Genomic DNA, 23,529 nt, shown 5'->3' with positions numbered 1-23,529 from the left:
GGGAGGGTAGCGATGGTGTTCGCGGTACGCGACCCATGAGCACGTCACCGACACTGGCCGTCTGGAAGTTCACCTCCTGCGACGGGTGCCAGCTGACGCTGCTGGACTGCGAGGACGAGCTGCTCACCCTCGCGGGCCGTATTCGGATAGTGCATTTCACCGAAGCGTCGAGCACGGTGGAACCCGGTCCGTACGACGTCTCCCTCGTCGAGGGCTCGGTGACCACCCCCGACGAACTGCGGCGGGTCGCCGAAATCCGGGAGCAGTCCCGGATTCTGGTGACGATCGGTGCCTGCGCGACCCACGGCGGTATCCAGGCGCTCCGCAATTTCGCCGATATCGAGGAGTTCACCTCGATCGTGTACGCGAGCCCCGAGTACATCGAGACCCTGTCCACCTCGACGCCGATATCGGACCATGTGCCGGTCGATTTCGAGCTGCGCGGCTGCCCGATCGACCGCCGGCAGCTGCTCGATACCTTGTGCGCATTCCTGGCCGGCCGCGCGCCGGATATCCCGAATACCAGTGTGTGCACCGAATGCAAACGCCGCGGGACCACGTGCATCACCGTCGCCGAGGGGATTCCGTGCCTCGGCCCGGTGACGCAGGCAGGCTGCGGCGCGCTGTGCCCCGCCTACCATCGCGGCTGTTTCGGCTGTTTCGGCCCGATGGCCGAGCCGAATATCGGCGCCCTGCTGCCGATACTGCAGATCAACGGTATGTCCGCCGAGGAGGTCGACCGTGCCTTCCACACCTTCGCCGCCGCCGCACCCGAATTCGCGGAGCGACACCGCGCCGGCGGAACGTAGAACCCTCACCGTCGATTCCGTGGCGCGCGTGGAAGGCGAGGGCGCCCTGCATATCGTCGTGCACGAAGGCGTCGTGGAATCTGCCGAGCTCCGGATCTACGAACCGCCCCGGTTCTTCGAGGCGCTGCTGCGCGGCCGGGCGTTCACCGAACCGCCGGACATCACCTCCCGTATCTGCGGGATCTGCCCGGTGGCCTACCAGGTCAGCGCGTGCAACGCGCTCGAGCAGGTGTGCGGGGCCGAGCTGGATCCGCCGCTGCGCGCACTGCGGCGGTTGCTCTATTGCGGCGAATGGATCGCCAGCCACTGCCTGCATATTTTCCTGCTGCACCTGCCCGACTTCCTCGGCTTCCCGGACGCGGTGGCGCTCGCGCGCACCGAGCGTGCCCTCGTCGAGCAGGGCCTGGCACTGAAAAAGGCGGGCAATGCGCTGCTGGAACTGATCGGAGGACGAGCCATCCACCCGGTCAACGTCAAACTCGGCGGCTTCTACTCGACACCCGAGCCGCGCGCCTTCACCGAAGTGGCCGAGCAGTTGCGGCGCGGTCTCGACGATGCGGTGCAGGTTGCCCGCCGGGTGGCAAGGTTCGACTTCCCGGTGGCCGATATCGGCTGCGAACTCGTCGCGGTCACCGACCCGGCGCACTACGCCATCGAGACCGGCGAGGTGCGGACCAGCGGTGGTCTGGCGTTCCCCGCGGCCGGATTCGCCGAACATCTCAGCGAGCGGCAGGTGCGGCATTCCACGGCGCTGCATGCCACCCTCGACGGCCGGCAGTACCTGACCGGGCCGCTGGCCAGATACACGCTGAACTCGGCTCAGCTGTCCCCGCTCGCGCGTGACCTGGCCGCCGAGATCGGACTGGACGGCAGCTGCCGTAACCCTTTCCGCAGCATCCTGGTGCGCCTGGTGGAGGTCGTGTACGCCCTGGACGAAGCGCTGTCCCTCATTGCGGACTATGCGCAACCACTTCGCGCCGCGGTCCCGGTGCAGCCGCACCCCGGGACCGGGCACGGGGTGAGCGAGGCCCCGCGCGGCCTGCTGTACCACCGCTATGAGCTCGACGCCGAGGGAATCGTGCGTGCCGCCACCATCGTGCCGCCCACGTCGCAGAACCAGGCGGTGATGGAAGCGGACCTGCGCCGGGTGGTGGGAGACAACCTGCATCTTTCCGATACCGCGCTGACCGCACTGTGCGAAAGCATCATCCGCAACTACGACCCGTGCATATCGTGCTCGGCGCATTTCCTCGTGCTCGACGTGACAGGCCGCTGACCATGTGGCGGGCGGTGGTTGTGGGCGTCGGTACCGGCTTTCGGCACGACGACGGGCTGGGACCCGCCGTGGCCGCGTCGATCGATGATCTCCACCTGCCAGGGGTCGAGGTGGCGACATGCCCGGGCGAACCGACTCAGCTGCTGGATCTGTGGCGTGGAGCGGACGTGGCGATCGTCGTGGACGCTGTCGCCCGCGCGGTCGCTCACCCCGGCCGGATCCAGCGTGTCGAAGCGGAGATGTTGGAGGGCGTGGTGTCGGCGACCAGCTCGCATGCCTTCGGTGTCGCCGAGGCAGTGCGACTGGGGCGGGCACTGGGCGCGTTGCCGGACGCACTGGTGGTCTTCGCGGTCGACGCCGACCGGCTGGACCTCGGCATCGGTCTGTCCGGCGCCGTGGCGAGCGCGGTCCCGCGGACAGTCGCGGCGGTGGTCGAGGAACTGGAGCGGTCGCGTTCTCCGGCCGACCGGTGACCTTAGCCTCTGCCGGTGACACTGCGCGGGGACCACAGTGGGGAGAGGTGACACCACAGGAATCGGCACCCGGCCTATGGAGGTATCGCAGCGTGGACTCTCGCGACTCCCGGATGAGGCGGTCGGACCTGTCCGCGTGCGCGTCTCCGGAGGTTTCGGGGGTCGACCCCGGTATCGCGTGGGTGCGGCGCAGGGCCGTCGGCGATCCGCCGGAGGCGAAGGGCACCGGTTGATGCACGAACTTGCGATAACCCAGAGCATCGTCGACACCGTATGCGACGAGGCAGCGGGGCGGTCGGTGTATCACGTCACGGTGGAGATCGGGGCACTCGCAACGGTGCTGCCGGAGGCGTTGCGGTTCTGTTTCGAACTGGCCACCGAGGGCACACCGGCGCAGGGGGCGAGCCTGGAAATCGTCGAGGCGGCGGGTGTGGCCCGCTGCCGAATGTGTGGCGCCGAATTCGTCGTCACGGATCCGGTGCTGCTGTGCGCGTGTGGAAGCGCCGATGCCGACCTACGGTCCGGGCGAGAACTACGAATACGTTCGATGGAGGTGAGCCGGGAATGTGCGCGACCTGCGGATGTGGGAACCATACAGCCGGTGTGAGCGCGAGCGGTCGTAGCGGTGCACTGGACTTCACTCATGAGCGTGGCGACTCCGGCGGCGATGACCACCACCACGGCGCGGGCGGTGATCCGCGTGCGACCGAGACGGTGATACTGGAACGCAAGGTGCTCGCCGCGAATGACCACATCGCCGGTCACAACAGAAAATGGCTGGACCGGTACGGCATTCTGGCGTTGAACCTGACGAGTTCGCCGGGAGCCGGAAAGACCAGCCTGCTGGAACGCACGATCCGTGATCTGGGCGGCTATCCGATCGCGGTGATCGAAGGGGACCAGGAGACGGCACTCGACGCCGAGCGGATCCGCGCGGCGGGAGCGCGGGCGGTGCAGGTGAACACCGGCGCCGGTTGCCATCTCGACGCGCGGATGACCAGAAGCGCGCTCGAGGCGCTCGACCCGGAACCCGGGGCGATGGTTTTCATCGAGAACGTCGGCAATCTCGTCTGTCCCGCGCTGTTCGACCTGGGGGAAAAGGGCAAGGTGGTGATCGTCTCGGTGACCGAGGGCGCCGATAAGCCGCTGAAGTATCCCCATATGTTCGCCGCCGCGGAACTGGTGCTGGTGAACAAGATCGACCTGCTGCCGTTCGTCGATTTCGATTCCGCGATGTTCGCCGCGTCTGCCCGGTCGGTAGGCGGAGGTCTGGATATCCTGCCGATCTCGGCGACCACCGGCGAGGGACTGGACCGATGGTACGACTGGCTGCTCGGGCAACGTCCGGCGCCGGCGTGATCTCGCCGTCGGGCGCTACCGCACCGCGGTGCGGGGGTCCGGCGTGATCTCCGACCGCAGACGCCGGCGCCTGCGGGTCCGCGGTGTGGTTCAAGGCGTGGGCTTCCGTCCCTTCGTCTACACCACCGCTACCGAGCTCGCGCTCGCCGGCGAGGTCGGCAACGACGAAGCGGGCGTGCTGGTCGAGATCGAGGGCGCTGCTGCGGCACTCGACGAATTCGCCGACCGGCTGCGGCGGCCGCCGCCCGCGGCGACAGTCGACTCGGTGGAGTGCACCGATATGGCGGTGCGGGACATCAGCGGATTCCGGATCGTGGGCAGCACCCCGGCCGGGGGCGGGCGGACACCCGTGCCTCCGGACATCGCCCTCTGCGCCGCATGTGCTCTCGAGTTGCGCGACCCGGGTAACCGGCGCTATCGCCACCCGTTCATCAACTGCACCGATTGCGGACCGCGCTTCACCATCACGGCGAGTCTGCCCTACGACCGTGAGCGGACCTCGATGGCGGATTTCGGGCTCTGCGGGAGCTGCGTACGCGAGTATTCCGACCCCGCCGATCGGCGCTTTCACGCCCAGGCGATCTGCTGCCCCGGCTGCGGCCCGGTACTTGCCTGTTCGGAACCCGGCACCGGCGACCCACTGTCCCGCGCACGCGCACTGCTGCGTGCCGGCGGGATCCTGGCCGTGAAGGGGATCGGCGGCTACCACCTCGCCTGCGACGCGGCGGACCCGGCGGCCGTGGCGGAGCTGCGGCGGCGTAAACGTCGTGGGGACAAGCCTTTCGCGGTGATGGTCCCGGACCTCGCAGCCGCGGAACATATCGCGCGGGTGGACGCGTCGGCCGCCGCGCTGCTGACCGGCCCGGCGCGGCCCATCGTGCTCTTGCCCCGTCGCGACAGCTCCGGCGGCGCGCGCGCCGCACCGGATTTCGTTCCCGCCGATTCGGTGGCGCCCGGGAGCCCCGATCTGGGCGTCCTGCTTCCCTACACCGCGGTGCATCTATTGCTGTTCGGGCTACCGGGCGATCCTCCCGGCCCCCGCGTGCTGGTGATGACGTCGGGCAACCGCGGCGGCGAACCGATCTGCTACGACGACGAGGACGCCTCCACTCGTCTCACCGGGCTGGCCGACGCCCGGTTGTCACACGATCGCCGCATCCTCGTGCCGTGTGACGACTCGGTGCTGCGTGTCGTGGACGAGGTGGAGTTGCCGGTGCGCCGCTCCCGCGGTTACGCACCGGTCCCGATGGCGCTACCGATGCCGGTGCCGCCGACCCTGGCGGTGGGCGGCGACGTGAAGAACACCTGCGCTTTCGCCGACGGCCGGACCGCGTGGCTGAGCCAGCACATCGGCGATATGGACGATCTGGCCACATTGCACGCATTCGATCTCGCCGAACGGCACCTCGAGCGACTGACCCGGGTGTCGCCGGACCGCCTGGTCGCCGACGCCCACCCCCGGTACCGGTCCGCCGGGTGGGCCCGCCGGCACGCCGGGGAGCGGGAGGTGCGCACCGTGCAGCACCATCACGCTCATATCGCCGCGGTCATGGGCGAACACGGCCTCGACGCGGCCGAGCGCGTACTGGGTTTCGCGTTCGACGGCACCGGCTGGGGCCCGGACGGCGCGATCTGGGGCGGGGAGGTGCTCGCGGCCGGATACCCGGGATACCGGCGGCTGGCACACCTGAAGTATGTACCGCTGCCCGGCGGTGACGTCGCTGTCCGCCGGCCGTACCGGATGGCACTGTCCCACCTGTGGGCCGCGGGCTTCGGCTGGCCGGAACACCTCGCACCGGTTCGCGCCTGTCCACCCGATGAACGTGGTGTGCTGGAGCATCAACTCCGCACCGGCCTGGGCTGTGTGGCGACCTCGAGTATGGGCCGGTTGTTCGACGCGGTGGCCTCTCTGGCGGACGTCCGGCACGTCGTGGACTACGAGGCGCAGGCCGCGATCGAACTCGAGGGCTCGGCCCGTGGTGCGTCGCTCGGCACGGTGGGCTATCGATTCCCGGTCGAGCGCGGCACGGACCCTGCCGTAATAGATCCCGCTCCGGTGATCGCCGCGGTAGCCGAGGACACGGCCCGCGCGGTGGACGCCGGGGTGATCGGCGCACGGTTCCACGCGGCCGTGGCGCGCCTTGTCGTCGAGCTGGCACTCGACTACGCCGATATCGCGCGGACCGTGATCCTGTCGGGTGGGGTCTTCCAGAATGCGCTGCTGCTGTCCACGACCCGAACCTTGTTGCGCGACCAAGGTTTCACGGTCCTGTGCCCGCAGCGGCTGCCACCCAACGACGGGGGCCTGGCTCTCGGGCAAGTGCTGGCGGCCGGTGCGGGCTGAGTGAACGGAGCGAGATCATGTGCCTGGCAATTCCCGGGAAAGTCATCGGCCTGCACGAGCAGGACGGCACACCGATGGCGATCGTGGATTTCGGCGGCGTCCGCAAGAACGTCTGCCTGATGTACACGCCGGAGGTGGCGCCCGGCGACTACGTGATCGTGCACGTCGGGTTCGCGATCCAGCGCTTGGACGAGGAATCGGCCCGCCGGACACTGGCCGAATTCGAGCATCTCGGAATGCTGAGCGAGGAATTCGGCGACGGTTTCGCCACCGCCGCCCGGCAGGCGCGCCTGCCGAATCCCGAGCCGGCGGCGCACCATGAGCAACCGGGGAGCGCATCGTGAAATATCTGGACGAATTCAGCGATCCCGCCCTCGCGCGGTGCCTGCTCGACCGGATCCGCGCCACCGCGACGCAGCGGTGGGCGCTGATGGAAGTCTGCGGCGGACAGACCCATTCGATCATCAGGCATGGCATCGACCAGCTGCTCCCGGACCAGATCGAGATGATCCACGGGCCCGGCTGTCCGGTATGCGTCACGCCGATGGGGATTGTCGACAAGGCACTCGATATCGCCGCCCGGCCGGGAGTGATCTTCTGCTCGTTCGGCGACATGCTGCGTGTCCCGGGAAGTGACGGGGATCTGTTCCGGGTCAAGAGCGAAGGTGGCGACGTGCGCGTGGTGTACTCGCCGCTGGACGCTCTCGAACTCGCCCGGGCCAACCCGGACCGGCAGGTCGTCTTCTTCGGAATCGGATTCGAGACCACCGCCCCGGCCAACGCGATGACCGTATACGAGGCCGAACGGCTCGGTATCGGCAATTTCTCGGTGCTGATCTCCCACGTGCTGGTGCCACCGGCGATCGCCGCGATCATGGAATCGCCGCGCTGCCGGGTACAAGGCTTCCTGCTGGCCGGGCATGTCTGCACCGTGATGGGCACCATGGAATATCCCCCGCTGGCACAGCGGTACCGGGTTCCCATGGTCGTCACCGGATTCGAACCCCTCGACCTGCTCGAGGGCATCCGGCGCACGGTCGTCCAGTTGGAGGAAGGGCGCCACGAGATGGAGAACGCCTATCCGCGGGCGGTATCGGCGGTCGGTAACCCGGCGGCGAAACAGATGCTGTCGGATGTCTTCGAGGTGACCGACCGGGCGTGGCGTGGAATCGGGGTCATCCCGCACAGCGGGTGGCGGCTGTCCGAACGCTATCGCGACTTCGACGCCGAATACCGTTTCGCCGTCGAGGCATCTGAAACCCGGGAATCACCGGTCTGCCGATCGGGCGAGGTATTGCAGGGCCTGATCACGCCGACGGAATGCGCCGCGTTCGGCGCTGAATGCACACCTCGCCATCCCCTCGGCGCCACGATGGTGTCCACGGAAGGCGCCTGCGCGGCCTACTACCGGTACCGGAGGCTGGACCGGCCCGTGAGGTCGGACAATGTCTGAACACGCCGAGCAACCTGCTCCCGTCACCATCGACGGCGACGGCTGGGTGTGCCCGGTTCCGTTGCGGGACGCACCGAACATCGTCATGGGGCACGGCAGCGGCGGAGCCATGACGGGGGAGTTGATCGAGCACCTGTTCCTGCCCGCGTTCGGTGCCGCCGCCGCGAACGGGCTGGGTGATTCCGCGGTGGTCGATATCGGTGGCACCAGGCTGGCGTTCACCACGGACTCGTTCGTCGTGAAGCCGATCGTGTTCCCCGGCGGCACCATCGGTGAGCTCGCGGTGAACGGGACAGTCAACGACCTGGCCGTGGCGGGGGCGCGTCCCCTGGTGCTGTCCACGGCGTTCATCTTGGAAGAGGGCACCGCGCTCGCGGAGATCGCTCGCGTCGCGGAGGCCATGGGCACCGCTGCACGCGCTGCCGGGGTGGAACTGGTCACCGGGGACACGAAAGTGGTCGATGCCGGGCACGGGGACGGGATTTTCGTCAACACCACCGGCCTCGGGTTGCTTGCTCCCACCGTGGATATCCGGCCGCAGCGGGTTCGCCCCGGTGATGTCGTCCTGGTCAGCGGTGATATCGGCGTGCATGGGATCGCTGTGCTGAGCTGCCGCGAGGGTTTGGAATTCGGAACGACAGTGCACAGTGACACCGCACCGCTACACGGGCTGACCGCGGCCCTGCTCGCCGCCTGCGACGTACATTTGATGCGCGATCCGACGCGCGGTGGGGTAGCGGCGACGGTGAACGAGATAGCCCGCGCCGCGAATGTGGGTGTGCGGCTGGACGAGAACGCGCTGCCCGTCCCCGCGGCCGTGCGCGATGCGTGCGGCCTGCTCGGCCTGGACCCGCTGTACGTCGCCAACGAAGGGAAGCTCGTCGCGTTCGTGGCCCCCGAGGAGGCAGAGCGCGCACTCGCGGCGATGAGGTCGCATCCCCGCGGCGCACATGCGGTGGCAGTCGGGAAATGCGTACCGGAACACCCAGGGGTTGTGGTGGCCCGGACCGGCCTCGGTGGTACCCGAATAGTGGATCTGCCCGTGTCCGAGCAATTGCCACGAATCTGTTGACACTCGACCGGCCTGCTCGCGGCCGAGCACGTTCCGGCGCGTCTCCGGCGGGTGGGCACCTGGCCTGGATCCTGATCGGGCGCCGACGCGGACCGCCGACCGTTGCCGTCGGCGAGGTGACGAAATGCCCTGGTCGGTGGCCTGTGTCCTCCGTAACACTCGGTGTTACGGATCATTCCTGAGAAAGGACAGCCATGGCCCAGAGTGTGGAGACCGGGTACGAGAACCGGTCCAGAGAACAGCGGATCGCCGGAGGGACTTCGTTCGGCGCTGCGATAGTGCTGGTCGCTGTCGGTATCGCCGAGTTCTTCCAAGGTTTGTCGGCGGTGGCTGCAGACGACATCTTCGTGCAGGGTCAGAACTACGTGTACGAGTTCGATTTCACCGTATGGGGCTGGTTGCACCTGGTCTTGGGCGTCGTGATGGTGCTGGTGGGTGCGACTCTGTTCACCGGTGCACGATGGGCGCGGATCGGGGCGATCGTACTCGCGGCCCTCTCGATGCTCGCCAACTTCCTGTGGCTGCCGTACTACCCGTGGTGGTCGATTGTGCTGATCGCGCTGAATGTGGTGGTGATCTGGGCGGTCTCGACGTGGGAACCCATGCGGACTCGAGGCGATGCATACGCTCATCGGCCGTGACGATGGAGCCCGTGGCGAATGCGCCCGAACTGTGGGCGGCAGTCACCCGGACCTGGGCGCTGCGACCGAGCAACCCGAGCGTACTGATGCGCCCGTACGATCGTTTCGAAACGGCCCTCCGAATCGCCGCGGTACTGGCGGTGGCGCTACTGGTCCCGATCGCGGGAGCGCTGGGCACCACCGTCTACACCGATACCGCCGCGGCTGTACGAACCGAACATGCGACGAGGTCGACCGTCGAGGCCGAAATCGCGAGCGTTTCCGAGGCGACCGGAGTGGATACCGGCGAAGCGCGAGTTGTCTGGAAAGCCGACGGCCGCAGTGGCGAAGCGCAGATGCCGGTGGCCGCCTCGGCTTCGGCCGGTGACCGGATCACGCTGTGGATCGACGGGCGCGGCACTCGGGTCGATCCGCCCCGAGACTCCGGTGCTGCGGCAACTGCCGGTGTCACGAGCGCGCTGACGATTCTTCTGCTCGGTGCCGCTGGTGCGTGGTGCATGGTGTGCGCGGTCTCATGGGTGTTGTCCCGGCGCAGAAACACACAGTGGGACAAGGAATGGCGCGCCGTGACCGGCATCGCCGAGAACTCACCCTGACATACAGCGGGACTCGTACCTGTGGAGGCTCGGTACTGCCGACCGCAAGGCGTGCCCATTTCGCAACGACCCGGGACCACACATGGCAACGACCGTGCAGCGCAGCAGCAGTCCTTCGGTCCTCCGCGGTGTGGTCGCCGCTCTCGTCACCGGCATCTACCTGGTTCCGGTCCTGGCTCCTGAGCATCTGCGTCCCGAGGAATAAGCGCCGAAGAGCCCGAAGTCGCCATCACTGGCCGGCGACGTGGTGGATGCAGGAAGCGGTCCAGCCGTACCGCGACATAGCCGAGTACCGAGACCGCGCTCACCATCAGCAGGTCGGGTAGTGCCAGTGGCTCGGTGCCGAGAAGCTCGCGCAGGAACGGGACGTAGAGGCCCGCCAACTGCAGCAGCATCGCGCCGGCGACAGCTACGAGCAGCAGCGGGTTGTCGAGCGAACGGGCCCGGGTGCGTGAACCCAGTGCCGCGCCGAGCTGGGTCATCCCCAGAGCCAGAAAGGCCATGCTCTGCCACGGCCGCCCGGTGGCCGCGGCCCAGACGGCGACCCCGAGAGTCACCGCGGTGAGGACGACGGCGACGCGCAGAACGCGCTGCCACAGCCCGCCGCCCAGAATGCTCTCGGTGGGCGGGCGCGGCCGCCGGTTCATCGCGTCCGGCTCGGTGGGCTCGCCGCCCAGCGCTACGCCGGGCAGGCCGTGGGTGAGTAAATTGATCCACAGAATCTGGGCGGGAAGCAGGGGGAGCCCGAGCCCGAAGAACGGACCGAGCAACATGAACGCGATCTCGGCCGTACCACCGGCCAGACCGTAGACGAGGAACCGGCGGATGTTGTCATAGACCCTCCGCCCCTCTTCCACCGCGACGACGACAGTATCGAGATTGTCGTCCGCGAGCACGAGGTCGGCGGCCTGTCGGGCCACCTCGGTACCGCGGCCACCCATCGCGATCCCGATATCGGCCCGCCGCAGCGCGGGACCGTCGTTGACCCCGTCGCCGGTCATGGCCACGACCTCACCCGATTCCTGCAGAGATTCGATGATCCTCAGCTTCTGGCCGGGCGATGTCCGGGCGAATACGGAGCTGCTGTCCGAATCCGGGTCGCCGGTTTCTCGCCGGCAGTCGATCACCGGTTCGCCGGGGCGGAGGATGCCGAGGCGGGTGGCGATCGCCCGGGCGGTACCCGCGTGATCTCCGGTGATGAGCACCGGACGGATGCCGGCCCTGCCGCACGCCGAGACGGTGGCGGTGGCCGCTGTCCGGGGCGGGTCGTAGATCGCGATCAGGCCGAGCAGTTGCAGGTGTTGCTCCATTTCCCGGTCGCCGGGGTGGGGCAGCCCTGTCCGGTCGGCTTGCGCTACGGCCAGGACTCGGAATCCCTCCTGGGCCCACCGCTCTGCCTGTTCGGCTGCTTGCGTCCGCACGGGCGATTCGTCATCGAGGACTGTCGTGGTGAGCATCGCTTCGGGTGCGCCCTTGCAGACGATCAGGTAGGTGCCGTCGGGTTGCCGATGAGCCGTCGACATCCGTTTGCGGTCGCTGTCGAACGGTTGCTCGGCCACCCGTGGTGTCCGTATCCGCAGATCGTCGAGGTCGAGCCCGAGTTTCGCGGCGGCGGAGAGCAATGCGAGTTCGGTCGGATCACCCAGTGCGGTCCACTCGCCCGCCTCGGCGTCGGTGGAGGGCGCCAGCCGGGCGTCGTTGCACAGGGCAGCCGCGGCCAGTAAGGCCGTGACGGCCGGCTGGTCCGCAGGACCCAGCGGCCGGCCTGCGACAGTGACGGCACCGGTCGGTGCGTAGTCGGTGCCGGTGACGGATGCCTCCACCTCGGGTGTCCATATCCGGCGTGCCGCCATCTTTCCTTCGGTGAGGGTGCCGGTCTTGTCGGTCGCCAGAACCGTCACCGATCCCAGCGTCTCGACCGCGGGGAGGTGCCGGACGAGTGCCCGCCGCAGTGCCATCCGCCGCGCACCCAGTGCCAGGCTCAGCGTGACGACCGCGGGCAGCGATTCGGGAACGGCTGCGACCGCGAGGCTGATCGCGGTGACCACCATCAACTCGATCGGCTGGCCCCGGAACAGGCCCAGGACGAGCACAAGCACGCACAGAGCGACGACGACCCCGGCCAGCATCCGCCCGATATCGGACAGCCTGCGTTGCAGCGGTGTCATGCCGTGACGCTGATCCAGCAGGTAGGCGATCCGGCCGGTCGCGCTCGCCGTTCCGACGGCGGTGACCACGGCGCGGCCGCGCCCCCGCACCACGACAGTGCCTGCCGACAAGCTCGCATCCGTGGTGGTGTTCTTGTCCACCGGTACCGATTCTCCGGTCACCGCCGACTCGTCGACCGCGAGTGCTTCCGACTCGGCCGCCGAAGCGTCCGCCGCCAGGATATCGCCTTCGCCGAGGACGAGAAGATCGCCGACAACCACCTCGGCGGCGGGTATTTCGCGTTGTGTCCCGTCGCGCACCACTCTGGCCGCGGGGGCGGTCAGTTCCGTGAGCGCCGAAATCGCATGGTCGGCTCGAACCTCCTGGACAACGCCGACAAGGGTGTTCACGACCACCACCATCGAGATGACGGCCATATCCGCCCAGTCGCCGGTGACGAGGGTCAGCGCCGCGGCGATCAGGAGAACGACGATCAGTGGGTCCCGTAGTTGGGTCAGTACTCGCTGCCACAGCCGGGTGGGTGGACGCCGGGGCAGTACATTCGGCCCGTCGGCCGACAAGCGGTCGGCTGCCTGCGCGGTGCTCAGTCCTTCGGCTCGGTCCGTGCGGCTCTCACTCATCGCCACATGTCTTCTCCTCCCGCGTGCCCGCCGGTTTCCGGAGACAGCCGGTTTCTGCCAGGGTCCTCGCGAGCGCCGGGATCTTCTCGTGTGCCGGACCGGTCGGTGCTTGTCAGATCGGTGGCTCGATCAGGGTGGACAGTGCGTCGATCCACCCGCCGCTTGCCGGAGGGCCGAAGCCATGATCCGAGTGTCGCGCTTTCCCGGACGACAGGGCAGGGTCGTGCGTCCCCGGGCCGTGGGACCATCGGCCCGGGAGCTCCGCGTTCGACGACCGTGTTGTCGATGCGTGTACCCGCTGTACGTGCGGCCCGGGCCGACGTGGTCTGCTCGTGCCTGGCGGCGTGGCCACCGGCATACGGATCGGGGACCAAAGACTCCTGGCGGGCCGTGGATGGGTGTATAGCGTCGTGACCATGACAGAAGGGCCCAGTGATACGACGGTCGAACAGGCTGTCCTCCTCGCCGGGAGGGCTCCCTCACTGCACAACAGCCAGCCTTGGCTGTGGCGATACGACGACCGGGTGTTGCGCCTGCACGCGGTGCCCGAACGGATGCTGCCGACGACGGATCCCAGCGGCCGGCAGATGCTGATCAGCTGCGGCGCCGTCCTGGCTCATCTCCGGGCGGCGATGGCGGCGGCGGGGTGGCGGCTGTCGATGGCCCGCTTCCCCGATCCGAATGCCCGGAACCATCTGGCGGACATCACTTTCCATCGCTCGCCGATCATCACCGAGGCCGAACGCGCCCGTGGTGAGGTGATCGACCGGCGCTACACCGACCGGAGGACGTTCGGCGAGCCCGCAGGCTGGCCCGACTTCGAAACAGTGCTGAGATCCACTGTCGATCCCTATGACGCTGATGTGGACGTGCTGCCCGAGGACAGTCGTGCCACGTTGACGCACGCCGCGCAGATGACCACCTCCCTGCGCCGCTACGACTCGGGTTATCACGCCGAATTGTATTGGTGGACGGGTCATGTGGTCGGCGCGGCGGGAGTCCCTCGAAGCGCACTGGCATCCTCCGGTGAACAGGAGCGGGTGGGCGTCGGCCGGCGATTCCCGACCCGCGGGGCCGAATCCGAACAGGAGGAGCGGGCCGAGACCGACCGCGCCGCCATTCTGGTCTTGTCCACCTCCTCCGACGGCCACGACGAGCTGGTCCGCTGCGGTGAGGCGCTGTCGACGGTGCTGCTGGAGTCGACGCTCGCCGGGTACGCGACCTGTCCGCTCACTAATCTCACCGAGGTACCACGCAGCCGCGAGGTGGTCCGGGAACTGGTCGGCGGCGGGCGCCGGTTACCGCAAGTCCTGGTCAGGATCGGTGCACCACCGCAGCAGGACCACCCTGTGGAGCGGACTCCTCGGTTGCCTCTTCGCGAGATCCTCGCCACGACAACTACCTGACCTTACGTCGGCGCCGGTATCGCACGGCTTCGTCGACGCCCCAGACCACCACGGGGAACGGCAGTATCACGATCAGCATCCAAGGCTCCAAGGCAGCGGTGCCGAAGACATTCTGCAGGGGAGGCGCATAGATGAGCGCTGCGGTGAAAACGACTTCGAATGCGCAACCGACGAGCAAGAGGCGATTGCCGGCCACACCGACGGAGCGCAAGGACGCCCATTCGGTGCGGGCCGCGAAGGCGGTGCCGAGCTGGCAGGCGACGATACCGGCGAAAGTCATGGTGGTCGCCTGGGTGTAGGCGTGGTTCAGCGGCGAATCCGGCCCCACCGGGTCTCCCGGCCGCCAACCGGATTCGCACAATACGGCGAAGAATCCGCCGATCACCAGTACCGCGGAAACGACCCCGAGCAGCGCCCACGCCCGCAGCAACAACCATCTGGTGATGACACCCTCCCGGCGTGGTCGCGGCGGCCGGCTCATCAGGCCGGGTTCGGCGGGCTCACGCCCCAGCGCCAGCGCGGGCACGGTCTCGGTGCCGAGGTCGATGGCGAGAATCTGTAGCACCGTGAGCGGTAGTGGAATCAGGCCGCCGGAGAGCGCGAACAGCAGGAAGGGCACGACTTCGGGGACCGCGTGGGCGAAGATGTAGAGGACGAACTTCCGTACATTGTCGAAAACCCGGCGGCCCTCTTCGATTCCGGTGACGATCGTCGCGAAGTTGTCGTCGGTGAGGATGAGCGTGGCCGCCTCCCGGGCCACGTCGGTGCCGCCCCGGCCCATCGCGACCCCGATATCGGCGCGCCGCAGCGCGGGGGCGTCGTTGACACCGTCGCCGGTCATCGCCACAACCTCCCCGTTGTGCCGTAGGGCGTCGGCGATACGCAGTTTCATCTCCGGTGTGGCGCGGGCGAACACCACCTCGCCGGGTTCGGCGAGCAGGGCGTCGAGTTCTTCGTCGGACATAGAGTCGAGCTCGGGGCCGTCGACGACCCGGTCTGCCCCGAGACCGACACGCCGCGCGATTTCGGCGGCCGTCCGGCCGTTGTCGCCGGTGATGACGTGGACCCGCACCCCCGCGGCGTGCACGGCCCGCACCGCGGCGGGTACCTCCGGGCGCGGCGGATCGAGCAGGCCCACGAGACCCACCAGGCGCAGGTCCGCCTCCACCTGCCCGGCATCGGACGGGCTGCCGGTATCCCAGGGCCGCTGAGCCACTGCCAGCACCCGCAGACCGCGCCCGGTGAGTTGGTCGACCTGCGCCCAGACCTGTTCCCGCGTCACGCCCGGCGGGCAGCGCGCACAGCGCGGGAGTACCGCCTCCGGTGCCCCCTTGACGTGCACTCTGGGTGTTCCGTCCACGGTGTCCACGGAGGACATCATTTTCCGGCCCGAATCGAACGGATTGAGCGCGAGGCGGTCGGCGTCACGCTGTTCCGGGGACACCGGGTCGCCGTTGTCGGCAGCGTAATTCAGGAGGGCGATCTCCATGGGGTCGCCGCCGGCGTGTGCCCCGATCTCGGCGGTACTGCACCGGGCGACGATCTCGGCGGTCTCGGCAGGGTCGCCCGTGACCTCCACGACCCGCATAGCGTTCATCGTCAGAGTGCCGGTCTTATCGGTGCAGATGACCGTGGTGGACCCGAGTGTCTCCACCGCGGACAGACGTTTGACGACCGCGCCGCGGCGTGCCATCGACCGGACTCCTGCCGCGAGCGCGAGTGTGATGGTCGGCAGCAGCCCCTCCGGGACGTTGGCGACCAAGAGGCCGATGGCGAACAGGAACGCGGCACTCAGGGACAGACCCGCGAGCAGACCCAGCGGGAGGAAGGCCGCGCCGGCACCCACCGCTACCGCGGCGATGAGCCAGGCGACCCGCCGCACCTGATGCTCGAGGGGACTTTCCACTGTGTGTACGTGCTGGGACAGCGCCGCGATGCGACCGAGTTCGGTGTGCGCGCCGGTGCTGTGCACCAGCGCGCGGCCGGAGCCGTCGAGGCACGCGGTACCGCTGAAGATCAGCACCGGCGAATCCAATGCCCGATCGGCGTGGTCGGGCCGGGCGGCACTGCGATTCAGGACTTCGGATTCGCCGGTGAGCGCGGACATGTCCACGTCGACATCTCCGGCGATCAGGCGTGCGTCGGCGGGGATCCGTTCCCCTTCCTCGATGAGCAGTGCGTCGCCCCGGACCAGTGCCCCTGCCGGCACCTGGACCCGCTGTCCGTCACGCAGGACCGCCACCTGGTCGGGCAGGAATCCTCTCAGGGCACGGACGGCGTGTTCGGCCTGGTTCTCCTGCCAGAAGGCGAGTCCCGCATTGACCACTATCACGACGAGAATCGCGATACCGAGCGCCACTGCTCCACTGGCGAAGGCGAGTGCCGAAGCCGCCCACAAGAGCAATGCGAGCGGATGGCTGAACTGCCGTCCCAGGGCGACCAACCGGGATTGTCCGCGGCGCACGGGCAATTCGTTGGGGCCGTAGACCTCGAGCCTGCGTGCCGCTTCCCGGGACGTGAGCCCGTCCGACGTCGTACGCAGATCACGTATCAGGGCGGCGACGGGTTCACGCGGGTCGATTTCACGCGTGCCGCCGGTCGGACCGGATCGCTTCGGTGGCGGACCTGGGTCCCGGCCGCCACCGCTGCCTCGATCAGGGGACGGATTCGGTGCGCTGACGTGGGCCACGCTCTGCTTCAGGTCGGATGGGCGACGAGGACTGGGCAGTGGGCACGCTGTACGACGATATTGCTCGTGGATCCCATGAGCAGGCCGTGGAAGCCGCCACGGCCACGGCTGCCGACGACGACGAGTCGCGCGGATTCCGACCAGTGGATGAGGTGCAGGTCGGGTCCTGCCAGATAGGTCTTCCGGACGATCTCGACCTCGGGGTATTTCTCGGTCCAGGGCGCCAGCCAGGCGTTCAACTCGGCTTCGGCCGCTTCGGCCAGAGGCGGGTCGCTGATTATTTCCGGCATCCCGGCGAACAGATGGAATCGCAAGTCGTGCCAGGTGTGGATCGCGATCAGGGGAGCCCGGCCCGAGCCGGCTTCGGCGAAGGCGGCGGCAGCGGCGGCCTCGCTGCTCGCAGAGCCGTCCAAGCCCACGACGACAGGAGCCTCCCGGCGGCCTGTCGCGTGGCCGGTGCCGCGTACGACGACGACCCTGCCGTGCCCGTGGCTCGCGACGGCGAGCAGGGTCGAGCCCAGGTGAGCGATAGTGGATCCTTGCCCGGTGGTACCGATCACGGTCAGCTCGGCGGTAGCGGATCGGTCGATGAGCAGATGAGCGGGCCCCAGTTCCGAGAGTTCGGTCTCGACGGTGAGCGCGGGGTCGATCCGGAGTGCGGTCTGCCGGGCCTCGGCGAGGAGTTCGTTGCCGCGCCGGCGGATCGCCTCGCTGACGGGTGGCTCCATGGCGTCGTAGACATTGCGGACGGCTCTGGCCCCGGCCAGGTCGATGGCATGGACGATATGCAGCCCGCCCGGGTGCCCGGACGCGGCTTCACTCGCCCAGCGCACGGCGAGACCGGACGCCTCGGAGCCGTCGACACCGACGACGATGGGTCGAACTGGATCACGATCTGCGGTACTGGTCATCGGATAGACCCCTTCGGCTCCGGCGCATAGGATCAGTGTGTTTCGGCTCGGCCCGACCGGCCAGGGTCGGTCGGAACTGGGCGGGGTACCGGAATACCGGGCTTTCGGCCCTGTCCGGGTGGGTCTGTGTGCTCTATGCCGAGTCGCCGGACAGCGAGGTGGGCGCCGGTGGACGGCCGATGCCGGCGCGCGGCCGGGGCTCGGGCACGGGACGCTCAGGGGAGGGGGGCACTCCAGTGCAGGACGGTTCCACCGGCCGGGTTGCCGGTGATCCGGCAGCTGCCGCCTGCGTGTTGTGCGCGGGCGGTCAGATTGGCCAGTCCGCTCCGCCGGCCGATCTCGGGCGCCAGGCCGATTCCGTCGTCGGTGACTTCGAGGGTTACCGCGTCGTCGACGCGCAGTTCGACCGAAAGGGTGGTGGCGTGGGCATGCCGGACGACGTTGCTGACCGCCTCGCGGAGGGCGGCTTCCACATCGTCGGACAGTGGCGGCGTCAGCACGGTGAGGGGTCCGGCGAGCCGGATCGTGGTGCGCAGATCGGTGTCGGCGGTCAGCTCGGCGACGATAGTGTGCAGGCGTTTGCGGTAGTCGGCCGAGGTCGCGGCCGCGCTGCTGTGCAGGTCGAAGATCGAGTGGCGGATCTCCTGCACGATGGACTGCAGATCGTCGATCGTTTCGCTCAGGCGTGCCTGCACTTCCGGGTTGCGAGCGCGCTGCAGCGTGCCCTGGAGACCCAGACCGACGGCGAAGAGCCGCTGGATGACGTGATCGTGCAGATCGCGGGCGATCCGGTCGCGGTCGGCGACCACATCGAGTTCCCGCATCCGCTGTTGAGTTTCCGCGAGTTGCAGAGCCAGCGCGGCCTGGTTGGCGATTACCGACACCATCGCCTGAACCGCGGGGTCGAGGGGGTTACTGCCGGCGGGCTGTACAGCGGTGAGGAGCCCGATGACTTCGTCACCGGCCAGCAGCGGAAGGACCAGCGCGGGTCCCCAACCGGTGTTCGTATCCGGTAGGAAGTCGCCGGGAAGGCGGTCGAGGGTGACGGTGCGGCCGTGCCGGAACGCCTGGTCGGCTCGTGATTGCTGTAGCGGGAGACGTTGTCCGCGTAGATCGTCTGCTTTCTCACCTGCAGCAGCGGTAATGGACAGCTCGCCGACATCTCGGCAGGGGAGGTCGGGATCTTCCGGGAGGGCGACGAAGGCGCACGCCGCTCCGGTGAGTTTCAGGGTTCGTTCGGTGACGAGATCGAGTATTTCCCGGGGCGTGCCTCCTGCCAGCAGTTCGGTGGCGACGTCCCGGGTCGCTTCCAGCCAGCTGTGGCGCGCCTGCGAACGTTCGTAGAGCCGGGCGTTCTCGATCGCTATGCCGGCGGCCGCGGCCAGTGCTTGCACGACGACCTCGTCGTCCTCGGTGAACTCCTGGGCGCCGGTCTTCTCGGTGAGGTAGAGGTTGCCGAACACTTCGTCGCGCACCTTCACCGGTACGCCGAGGAAGCTGTGCATAGGGGGATGATGTGCGGGGAAGCCGACTGATGAGGGGTGGCCGGAGATATTGGGGAGGCGGATGGGCTCGGGGTTCTGGATCAGCAGTCCCAGCACACCGTGACCACGGGGGAGGGCACCGATCAGGACACGGGTGTCGTCGTCGATGCCCTCGTAGATGAACTGGGCCAGCTGGTCGCTCGTTTTGTCGGTTCCGTAGACGCCGAGCGCGCCGTACCCGGCATCCACCAACTCGATAGCGGTGTGCACGATGGATCGCAGAGTTTCGTCCAGATCGAGCCCGGTGGTGATGGACAGCATGGCCTCGATGAGGCGGTCCATCCGGTCGCGCACGTCGACGATCTGGGTGATACGGTCCTGCACTTCGTCGAGTAGCTCGTGTAGGCGCAGCTGTGACAGCGCCTCGGTGACCGGTGGCCGAGCGCCCGCCGGGGAGGTCCGCCGCGTCATGAACTGCATTCTTCCACCGACTCCGGCCCCGGCCAATGGGCCGGAAAGCAACCGGACGAGGCGGCCGTTACCGGAACTACACCTTCTTGTCGGGCGGAGTCATCTTCGATGCGATGACGGCGGCCTGTGTCCGGCGTTCGACGCCCAATTTGGTCAGCAATCGTGACACGTAGTTCTTCACCGTTTTCTCCGCCAGGAACATCCGCCCGGCGATCTGCCGGTTGGTCAGGCCCTCGCCGAGCAGCGCCAGCAGGGTGCGTTCCTGGTCGGTCAGGCCGGCCAGCGGTCCGGTGGCGGCTTCGGCCTCGGCCCGGAACTTCGCCATGAGCGTGGCCGCGGCGCGGTTGTCCAGGAGTGATTTACCCGCGCCGACCTGCCGGATGGCGCTGGTCAGGTCGAGGCTGCTGATGTCCTTGACGACGTAGCCGCTCGCACCGGCCAGGATCGCGTCGAGCATGGCCTGCTCATCGGTGAACGAGGTCAGCATCAGGCAGCGCAGCCCCCGGCCGGCGGAGAGCAGCTCCCGGCACAGCTCGATACCGTTGCCGTCGGGCAGCCGCACATCGAGGACAGCGACATCGGGGCGCAGAGCGGGAATCCGGGCGAGCGCCTGGGAGGCGTTCGCTGCCTCGCCGATGACTTCCATATCCGATTCGGATTCGATCAGGTCGGCCACGCCGCGGCGCACGATCTCGTGATCATCGACCAAGAAGACCCTGATCATGGCTCACCTCTTTCGCCTACGGATCGTTATAGCCTACGGAGCCGGTACCGGGCCTGTGCGATGCCGGAGGCCCTGCTTTCCGGGACCAAAGGCCCTTTGTCCAGGCCACGAGTTCGGTCGTCGGTACGGAAATCGGCGGGCGTGCGCGGTGGTCCCGGGCCGCTCGATCGGTCCGGTCGAGAAACCGGTGAGCCTGCTCGATGTGTACCACTGCCTCGGTGCCGGGCACGACCCGTGTCTATGTCGGGACCCGCGTGGGCCGGTCCGGTGCCTCGTCGTCTTCTGCGCATATGCATTCGACGGCTCGCAGGAGCGACTTCAGCTGTTGCCTGACCTCCGCGGCCGGCGGCTCCAGCTCAGCGAGGGCGCCGTGTGTCCGGAGCAGGTCCGGGTCGAGCGTTTCGATGACGGTGAGCGCGCCCTCCTCTCGTAGGCTCACGGCGCAGGGCAGCAGGGGTGCGAGCCGGCCGGCGGTGTCCATCATCCGGCGGGCGAGGCCGGGATGGTAGGCGTCGATGATCACGTAGCGACCGGACCCGGTCGCCGATGACCCGGACAGTTTCTTCCGGATGTCCAACTCACCGACGATCTCGAAGCCCTGTTCACGCAGTACCTCACGGGTTGTTCCGACAATCTTTTCGAAGCCCCCGCGGGGCCGCGCGGCCAAGACTACCGAGGCGACCGGAACCCGGATCTCGGTGAGCAGTTCGGCGGGAGCGACCGTCTCGTCCGGTGCCACATGGTAGATCTCCGTGGGTGGGCCGACGGCGTGGAGGCCGGAATTCCGGACCCAGTTGTCGATCGCACGGTAGGCGGCGCCGACCCCTGCGTAATCACCGTGATGGTAGGTGTGTGCATAGGTCTGCTGCTCGGCGTGGCGGATAGTGAAGTCTGTGCCGGTGCCTGCGGCGGACCCGTCGACCGGCACTTCGAATTCGACGTCGGTCGTGGATCCGGGGCGGAAGTCTCCGTGGTAGGTGGTGCGCGGTGGGCCGATGGGAGTGCGGCCGAGTTCGCGGGCCAATTCGTAGAGTTCGGCCATACCGCTGCCGATATCGTCTCCGGCACGGTCGGTCCGCACTGTTCGACGGACGGCGAGCACTGTGTGCGGACCGGACTCGTCGATGCCGACCGGATAGCGCATGATCACCTCCTCATTGCCGGGGCCGAGGTGCGATGGCCCGAGATTCCCGCTCCGTCGCACTCCGGAGTCGGAAGGGACAGAGTCCGCGCCTGCGAGTACACCAGCGCCTACATCCAGCAGTCCACCACGAAATCATTCGACGCTCTCGACGCTACGAATGGCCACGCCGGGTGCACAGTGCCGCTCGACCTTCGCGACTGGGACTTTCGGCTACTACAGTTCAGCTCCCACGCGACCGGATCGAGTTGTGATCCTGAACTTGCCAGTATGTGGTGCTCGTTCCAGCCCTGAGGTGCCGTGCGCTCAGGACAGGACCTCTCGCACGGCGGAAAGGGCATTCGACCCTGTCCGGAGTATCCGCTCGATGGTGCGATCGAGACAGGGGTCGACCGAGAAAGCGGTGAGGTCAGGTGGCTGGTCCGAATAGGTTCCCGGCCCGCGACGAGAGTCCACGGCGGACCGTGGGAATCGAGCGGGCGGAGGCCCTGCGATTGCTCGCCGCCGCCCCGTTCGGGCGAATCGTGTTCACCCACGACGCGCTACCCGCGGTGCGTCCGGTGAACCACTTGATCGGTGCGGACGGGGCGATCATCATCTGCACTCGCCCGTCGGGCGGGCTCGTTTCATTGTTCGGACGTGCGGTGGTTCTCGCCTACCAAGCCGACGATATCGACCCGGTGCGGCGGATCGGATGGTCGGTGCTGGTCGTCGGCCCGGCACATGCCATCACCGCCGTCGAACTGGCCGAGGAGTACACACGCCGGCTCGGCTCCTGGGACGGCCCGGCGACCGGCACGGTGATCGGTATCGAACCCACCCTCGTCTCCGGAACGCGGGTGATCGAGGAGGTCGCGGTGTGAACGGGCCGGGGAAAGGGCCCACTGTCATGCGCGCGTGGCGGGTGGACTCTCCGCGCGCTATCGACCGGGGCCCGATCGCCGAACGTAATGAGCCGCTCCCGGAGCCCGGGCCGGGCGAACTCTCGGCCCGGGTGCTGGCTTGCGGTGTCTGCCGGACCGACTTGCACGTGGTGGAAGGGGACCTCCCTGTGCATCGCCCGCAGGTGGTTCCGGGCCATGAGATCGTCGCGGCAGTCCTCGACGCCGGCCGCGCGAAGGACGCCGGGTTCGCGGTGGGGGATCGCATCGGTATCCCCTGGCTGCGATATACCTGCGGACATTGCGAGTTCTGCCGGCGCGGCGCGGAGAACCTGTGCCCGCAGTCGCGCTACACCGGGTGGGACGCCGACGGCGGATATGCCGAATATGTCACGGCACCAGCAGATTTCGTGTTGCCCCTGCCGACGGGGTACGACGATCGGGAGCTGGCCCCCCTGCTGTGCGCCGGGATCATCGGCTACCGCGCCCTCGGCCGGTCGGCCTTACCGGACGGCGGCGTACTGGGCATCTACGGTTTCGGCGGAAGTGCCCATCTCACCGCACAGGTCGCCCTCGCCCGCGGTGCCCGTGTCCACGTCATGACCAGGGGCGCCGCCGCCCGTGAGCTGGCGCTCGACCTCGGCGTATCGTCGGTCCGGCACGCCGCGGACCCGCCGCCGGAACGGCTGGATTCCGCGATCCTCTTCGCACCGGTCGGAGAGTTGGTGCCATGCGCGCTGGAGGCGCTCGGTGCGGGAGGCACACTGGCACTGGCGGGCATACACCTCACCGATATACCCACCCTCAACTACCAGCGCCACCTGTTCCGGGAACGGCAGCTCCGCAGTGTCACCTCCAATACGCGGGCCGACGCGCGCGAGTTCATGTCTTTCGCGCAGGCCACCGGCTTCGCGTGACGACCCATCGGTACCCGCTCGACCGAGCCGACCAGGCACTGTCCGACCTATCGCACGGACGTTTCGATGGGGCCGCGGTCCTGGTGCCCTGAC

19 protein-coding genes and 1 pseudogene are annotated in these 23,529 nt (G+C 68.2%); 14 read left to right on the top strand and 6 right to left on the bottom strand.

Translation table 11 applies throughout. The annotated features are described in order from the left end of the window. Nucleotides 1-35 precede the first annotated feature (35 nt). The 11 genes from ACIA75_RS27565 (at nucleotide 36) to ACIA75_RS27515 (ending at nucleotide 10,023) form a co-directional block, all read left to right on the top strand. Nucleotides 36-809, top strand: coding sequence for an oxidoreductase (locus ACIA75_RS27565; protein WP_397108954.1), 774 nt, complete (start codon nucleotides 36-38; stop codon nucleotides 807-809). Nucleotides 810-828: 19 nt separating this feature from the next. Then, nucleotides 829-2,085 (top strand): Ni/Fe hydrogenase subunit alpha, encoded by a 1,257-nt coding sequence (locus tag ACIA75_RS27560; RefSeq protein ID WP_397108952.1) that lies wholly within the window; start codon nucleotides 829-831, stop codon nucleotides 2,083-2,085. Between the two features lie 14 nt (nucleotides 2,086-2,099). Then, nucleotides 2,100-2,558 (top strand): hydrogenase maturation protease, encoded by a 459-nt coding sequence (locus ACIA75_RS27555; RefSeq protein WP_397108949.1) that lies wholly within the window; start codon nucleotides 2,100-2,102, stop codon nucleotides 2,556-2,558. Nucleotides 2,559-2,790: 232 nt separating this feature from the next. Beyond that, a complete protein-coding gene (locus ACIA75_RS27550) occupies nucleotides 2,791-3,165 on the top strand; it encodes a hydrogenase maturation nickel metallochaperone HypA (RefSeq protein ID WP_397108947.1) in 375 nt (124 codons plus the stop codon). Then, on the top strand, nucleotides 3,123-3,917 hold the full coding sequence (gene hypB, locus ACIA75_RS27545) for a hydrogenase nickel incorporation protein HypB (RefSeq protein ID WP_397108945.1): 795 nt from the start codon (nucleotides 3,123-3,125) through the stop codon (nucleotides 3,915-3,917). The genes ACIA75_RS27550 and hypB overlap by 43 nt, the downstream gene beginning before the upstream one ends. A gap of 46 nt (nucleotides 3,918-3,963) precedes the next feature. Beyond that, complete coding sequence (hypF, locus tag ACIA75_RS27540; RefSeq protein WP_397109128.1) at nucleotides 3,964-6,261, top strand: carbamoyltransferase HypF; 2,298 nt, start codon at nucleotides 3,964-3,966, stop codon at nucleotides 6,259-6,261. 17 nt (nucleotides 6,262-6,278) lie between these two features. Next, a complete protein-coding gene (locus tag ACIA75_RS27535) occupies nucleotides 6,279-6,605 on the top strand; it encodes a HypC/HybG/HupF family hydrogenase formation chaperone (RefSeq protein ID WP_397108943.1) in 327 nt (108 codons plus the stop codon). Next, nucleotides 6,602-7,714: a hydrogenase formation protein HypD gene (gene hypD / locus ACIA75_RS27530; protein WP_397108941.1), complete on the top strand. Its 1,113-nt coding sequence runs from the start codon at nucleotides 6,602-6,604 to the stop codon at nucleotides 7,712-7,714. Before ACIA75_RS27535 ends, hypD begins: the two co-directional genes overlap by 4 nt. After that, the gene (gene hypE / locus ACIA75_RS27525) at nucleotides 7,707-8,786 is read left to right on the top strand and encodes a hydrogenase expression/formation protein HypE (RefSeq protein WP_397108938.1); all 1,080 of its coding nucleotides are present in this window, start codon (nucleotides 7,707-7,709) and stop codon (nucleotides 8,784-8,786) included. Before hypD ends, hypE begins: the two co-directional genes overlap by 8 nt. Before the next feature lie 194 nt (nucleotides 8,787-8,980). Then, nucleotides 8,981-9,427, top strand: coding sequence for a hypothetical protein (locus ACIA75_RS27520; RefSeq protein ID WP_397108936.1), 447 nt, complete (start codon nucleotides 8,981-8,983; stop codon nucleotides 9,425-9,427). After that, nucleotides 9,424-10,023, top strand: coding sequence for a hypothetical protein (locus tag ACIA75_RS27515; protein WP_397108934.1), 600 nt, complete (start codon nucleotides 9,424-9,426; stop codon nucleotides 10,021-10,023). Before ACIA75_RS27520 ends, ACIA75_RS27515 begins: the two co-directional genes overlap by 4 nt. Before the next feature lie 146 nt (nucleotides 10,024-10,169). On the opposite strand, the gene ACIA75_RS27510 is transcribed toward ACIA75_RS27515, so the two are convergent. Then, complete coding sequence (locus tag ACIA75_RS27510) at nucleotides 10,170-12,812, bottom strand: cation-translocating P-type ATPase (protein ID WP_397108932.1); 2,643 nt, start codon at nucleotides 12,810-12,812, stop codon at nucleotides 10,170-10,172. A gap of 416 nt (nucleotides 12,813-13,228) precedes the next feature. Between ACIA75_RS27510 and ACIA75_RS27505 the strand changes: the two genes are divergently transcribed. Further along, on the top strand, nucleotides 13,229-14,218 hold the full coding sequence (locus ACIA75_RS27505) for an Acg family FMN-binding oxidoreductase (RefSeq protein WP_397108930.1): 990 nt from the start codon (nucleotides 13,229-13,231) through the stop codon (nucleotides 14,216-14,218). On the opposite strand, the gene ACIA75_RS27500 is transcribed toward ACIA75_RS27505, so the two are convergent. From ACIA75_RS27500 to ACIA75_RS27480, 5 genes are all read right to left on the bottom strand, one after another. Next, a complete protein-coding gene (locus ACIA75_RS27500; protein ID WP_397108928.1) occupies nucleotides 14,211-16,907 on the bottom strand; it encodes a cation-translocating P-type ATPase in 2,697 nt (898 codons plus the stop codon). The genes ACIA75_RS27505 and ACIA75_RS27500 overlap by 8 nt on opposite strands. Before the next feature lie 8 nt (nucleotides 16,908-16,915). Then, nucleotides 16,916-17,818 (bottom strand): universal stress protein, encoded by a 903-nt coding sequence (locus ACIA75_RS27495; RefSeq protein WP_397108926.1) that lies wholly within the window; start codon nucleotides 17,816-17,818, stop codon nucleotides 16,916-16,918. A gap of 215 nt (nucleotides 17,819-18,033) precedes the next feature. Next, nucleotides 18,034-19,773 (bottom strand): GAF domain-containing protein, encoded by a 1,740-nt coding sequence (locus tag ACIA75_RS27490; RefSeq protein ID WP_397108924.1) that lies wholly within the window; start codon nucleotides 19,771-19,773, stop codon nucleotides 18,034-18,036. Between the two features lie 76 nt (nucleotides 19,774-19,849). Continuing rightward, nucleotides 19,850-20,497: a response regulator gene (locus tag ACIA75_RS27485; RefSeq protein WP_397108922.1), complete on the bottom strand. Its 648-nt coding sequence runs from the start codon at nucleotides 20,495-20,497 to the stop codon at nucleotides 19,850-19,852. 238 nt (nucleotides 20,498-20,735) lie between these two features. Next, a complete protein-coding gene (locus ACIA75_RS27480) occupies nucleotides 20,736-21,641 on the bottom strand; it encodes a GyrI-like domain-containing protein (RefSeq protein ID WP_397108920.1) in 906 nt (301 codons plus the stop codon). 410 nt (nucleotides 21,642-22,051) lie between these two features. Between ACIA75_RS27480 and ACIA75_RS27475 the strand changes: the two genes are divergently transcribed. Further along, a complete protein-coding gene (locus ACIA75_RS27475; protein ID WP_397108918.1) occupies nucleotides 22,052-22,501 on the top strand; it encodes a pyridoxamine 5'-phosphate oxidase family protein in 450 nt (149 codons plus the stop codon). A gap of 26 nt (nucleotides 22,502-22,527) precedes the next feature. Further along, nucleotides 22,528-23,528: pseudogene (locus ACIA75_RS27470) on the top strand (zinc-binding alcohol dehydrogenase family protein). Nucleotide 23,529 lies beyond the last annotated feature (1 nt).

The sequence above is a fragment of the Nocardia sp. NPDC051750 genome (genome assembly GCF_044453135.1).
In the GTDB taxonomy this organism is placed as follows: domain Bacteria; phylum Actinomycetota; class Actinomycetes; order Mycobacteriales; family Mycobacteriaceae; genus Nocardia.
This window is presented reverse-complemented; position numbering and strand designations above follow the sequence as displayed.

Coding starts and splice junctions, on each gene's coding strand:
- ACIA75_RS27565 (WP_397108954.1), top strand. CDS start 36: ATGAGCACGTCACCGACACTGGCCGTCTGGAAGTTCACCTCCTGCGAC.
- ACIA75_RS27550 (WP_397108947.1), top strand. CDS start 2,791: ATGCACGAACTTGCGATAACCCAGAGCATCGTCGACACCGTATGCGAC.
- hypB (WP_397108945.1), top strand. CDS start 3,123: ATGTGCGCGACCTGCGGATGTGGGAACCATACAGCCGGTGTGAGCGCG.
- ACIA75_RS27535 (WP_397108943.1), top strand. CDS start 6,279: ATGTGCCTGGCAATTCCCGGGAAAGTCATCGGCCTGCACGAGCAGGAC.
- hypE (WP_397108938.1), top strand. CDS start 7,707: ATGTCTGAACACGCCGAGCAACCTGCTCCCGTCACCATCGACGGCGAC.
- ACIA75_RS27520 (WP_397108936.1), top strand. CDS start 8,981: ATGGCCCAGAGTGTGGAGACCGGGTACGAGAACCGGTCCAGAGAACAG.
- ACIA75_RS27510 (WP_397108932.1), bottom strand. CDS start 12,812: ATGAGTGAGAGCCGCACGGACCGAGCCGAAGGACTGAGCACCGCGCAG.
- ACIA75_RS27505 (WP_397108930.1), top strand. CDS start 13,229: ATGACAGAAGGGCCCAGTGATACGACGGTCGAACAGGCTGTCCTCCTC.
- ACIA75_RS27495 (WP_397108926.1), bottom strand. CDS start 17,818: ATGACCAGTACCGCAGATCGTGATCCAGTTCGACCCATCGTCGTCGGT.
- ACIA75_RS27490 (WP_397108924.1), bottom strand. CDS start 19,773: ATGACGCGGCGGACCTCCCCGGCGGGCGCTCGGCCACCGGTCACCGAG.
- ACIA75_RS27485 (WP_397108922.1), bottom strand. CDS start 20,497: ATGATCAGGGTCTTCTTGGTCGATGATCACGAGATCGTGCGCCGCGGC.
- ACIA75_RS27480 (WP_397108920.1), bottom strand. CDS start 21,641: ATGCGCTATCCGGTCGGCATCGACGAGTCCGGTCCGCACACAGTGCTC.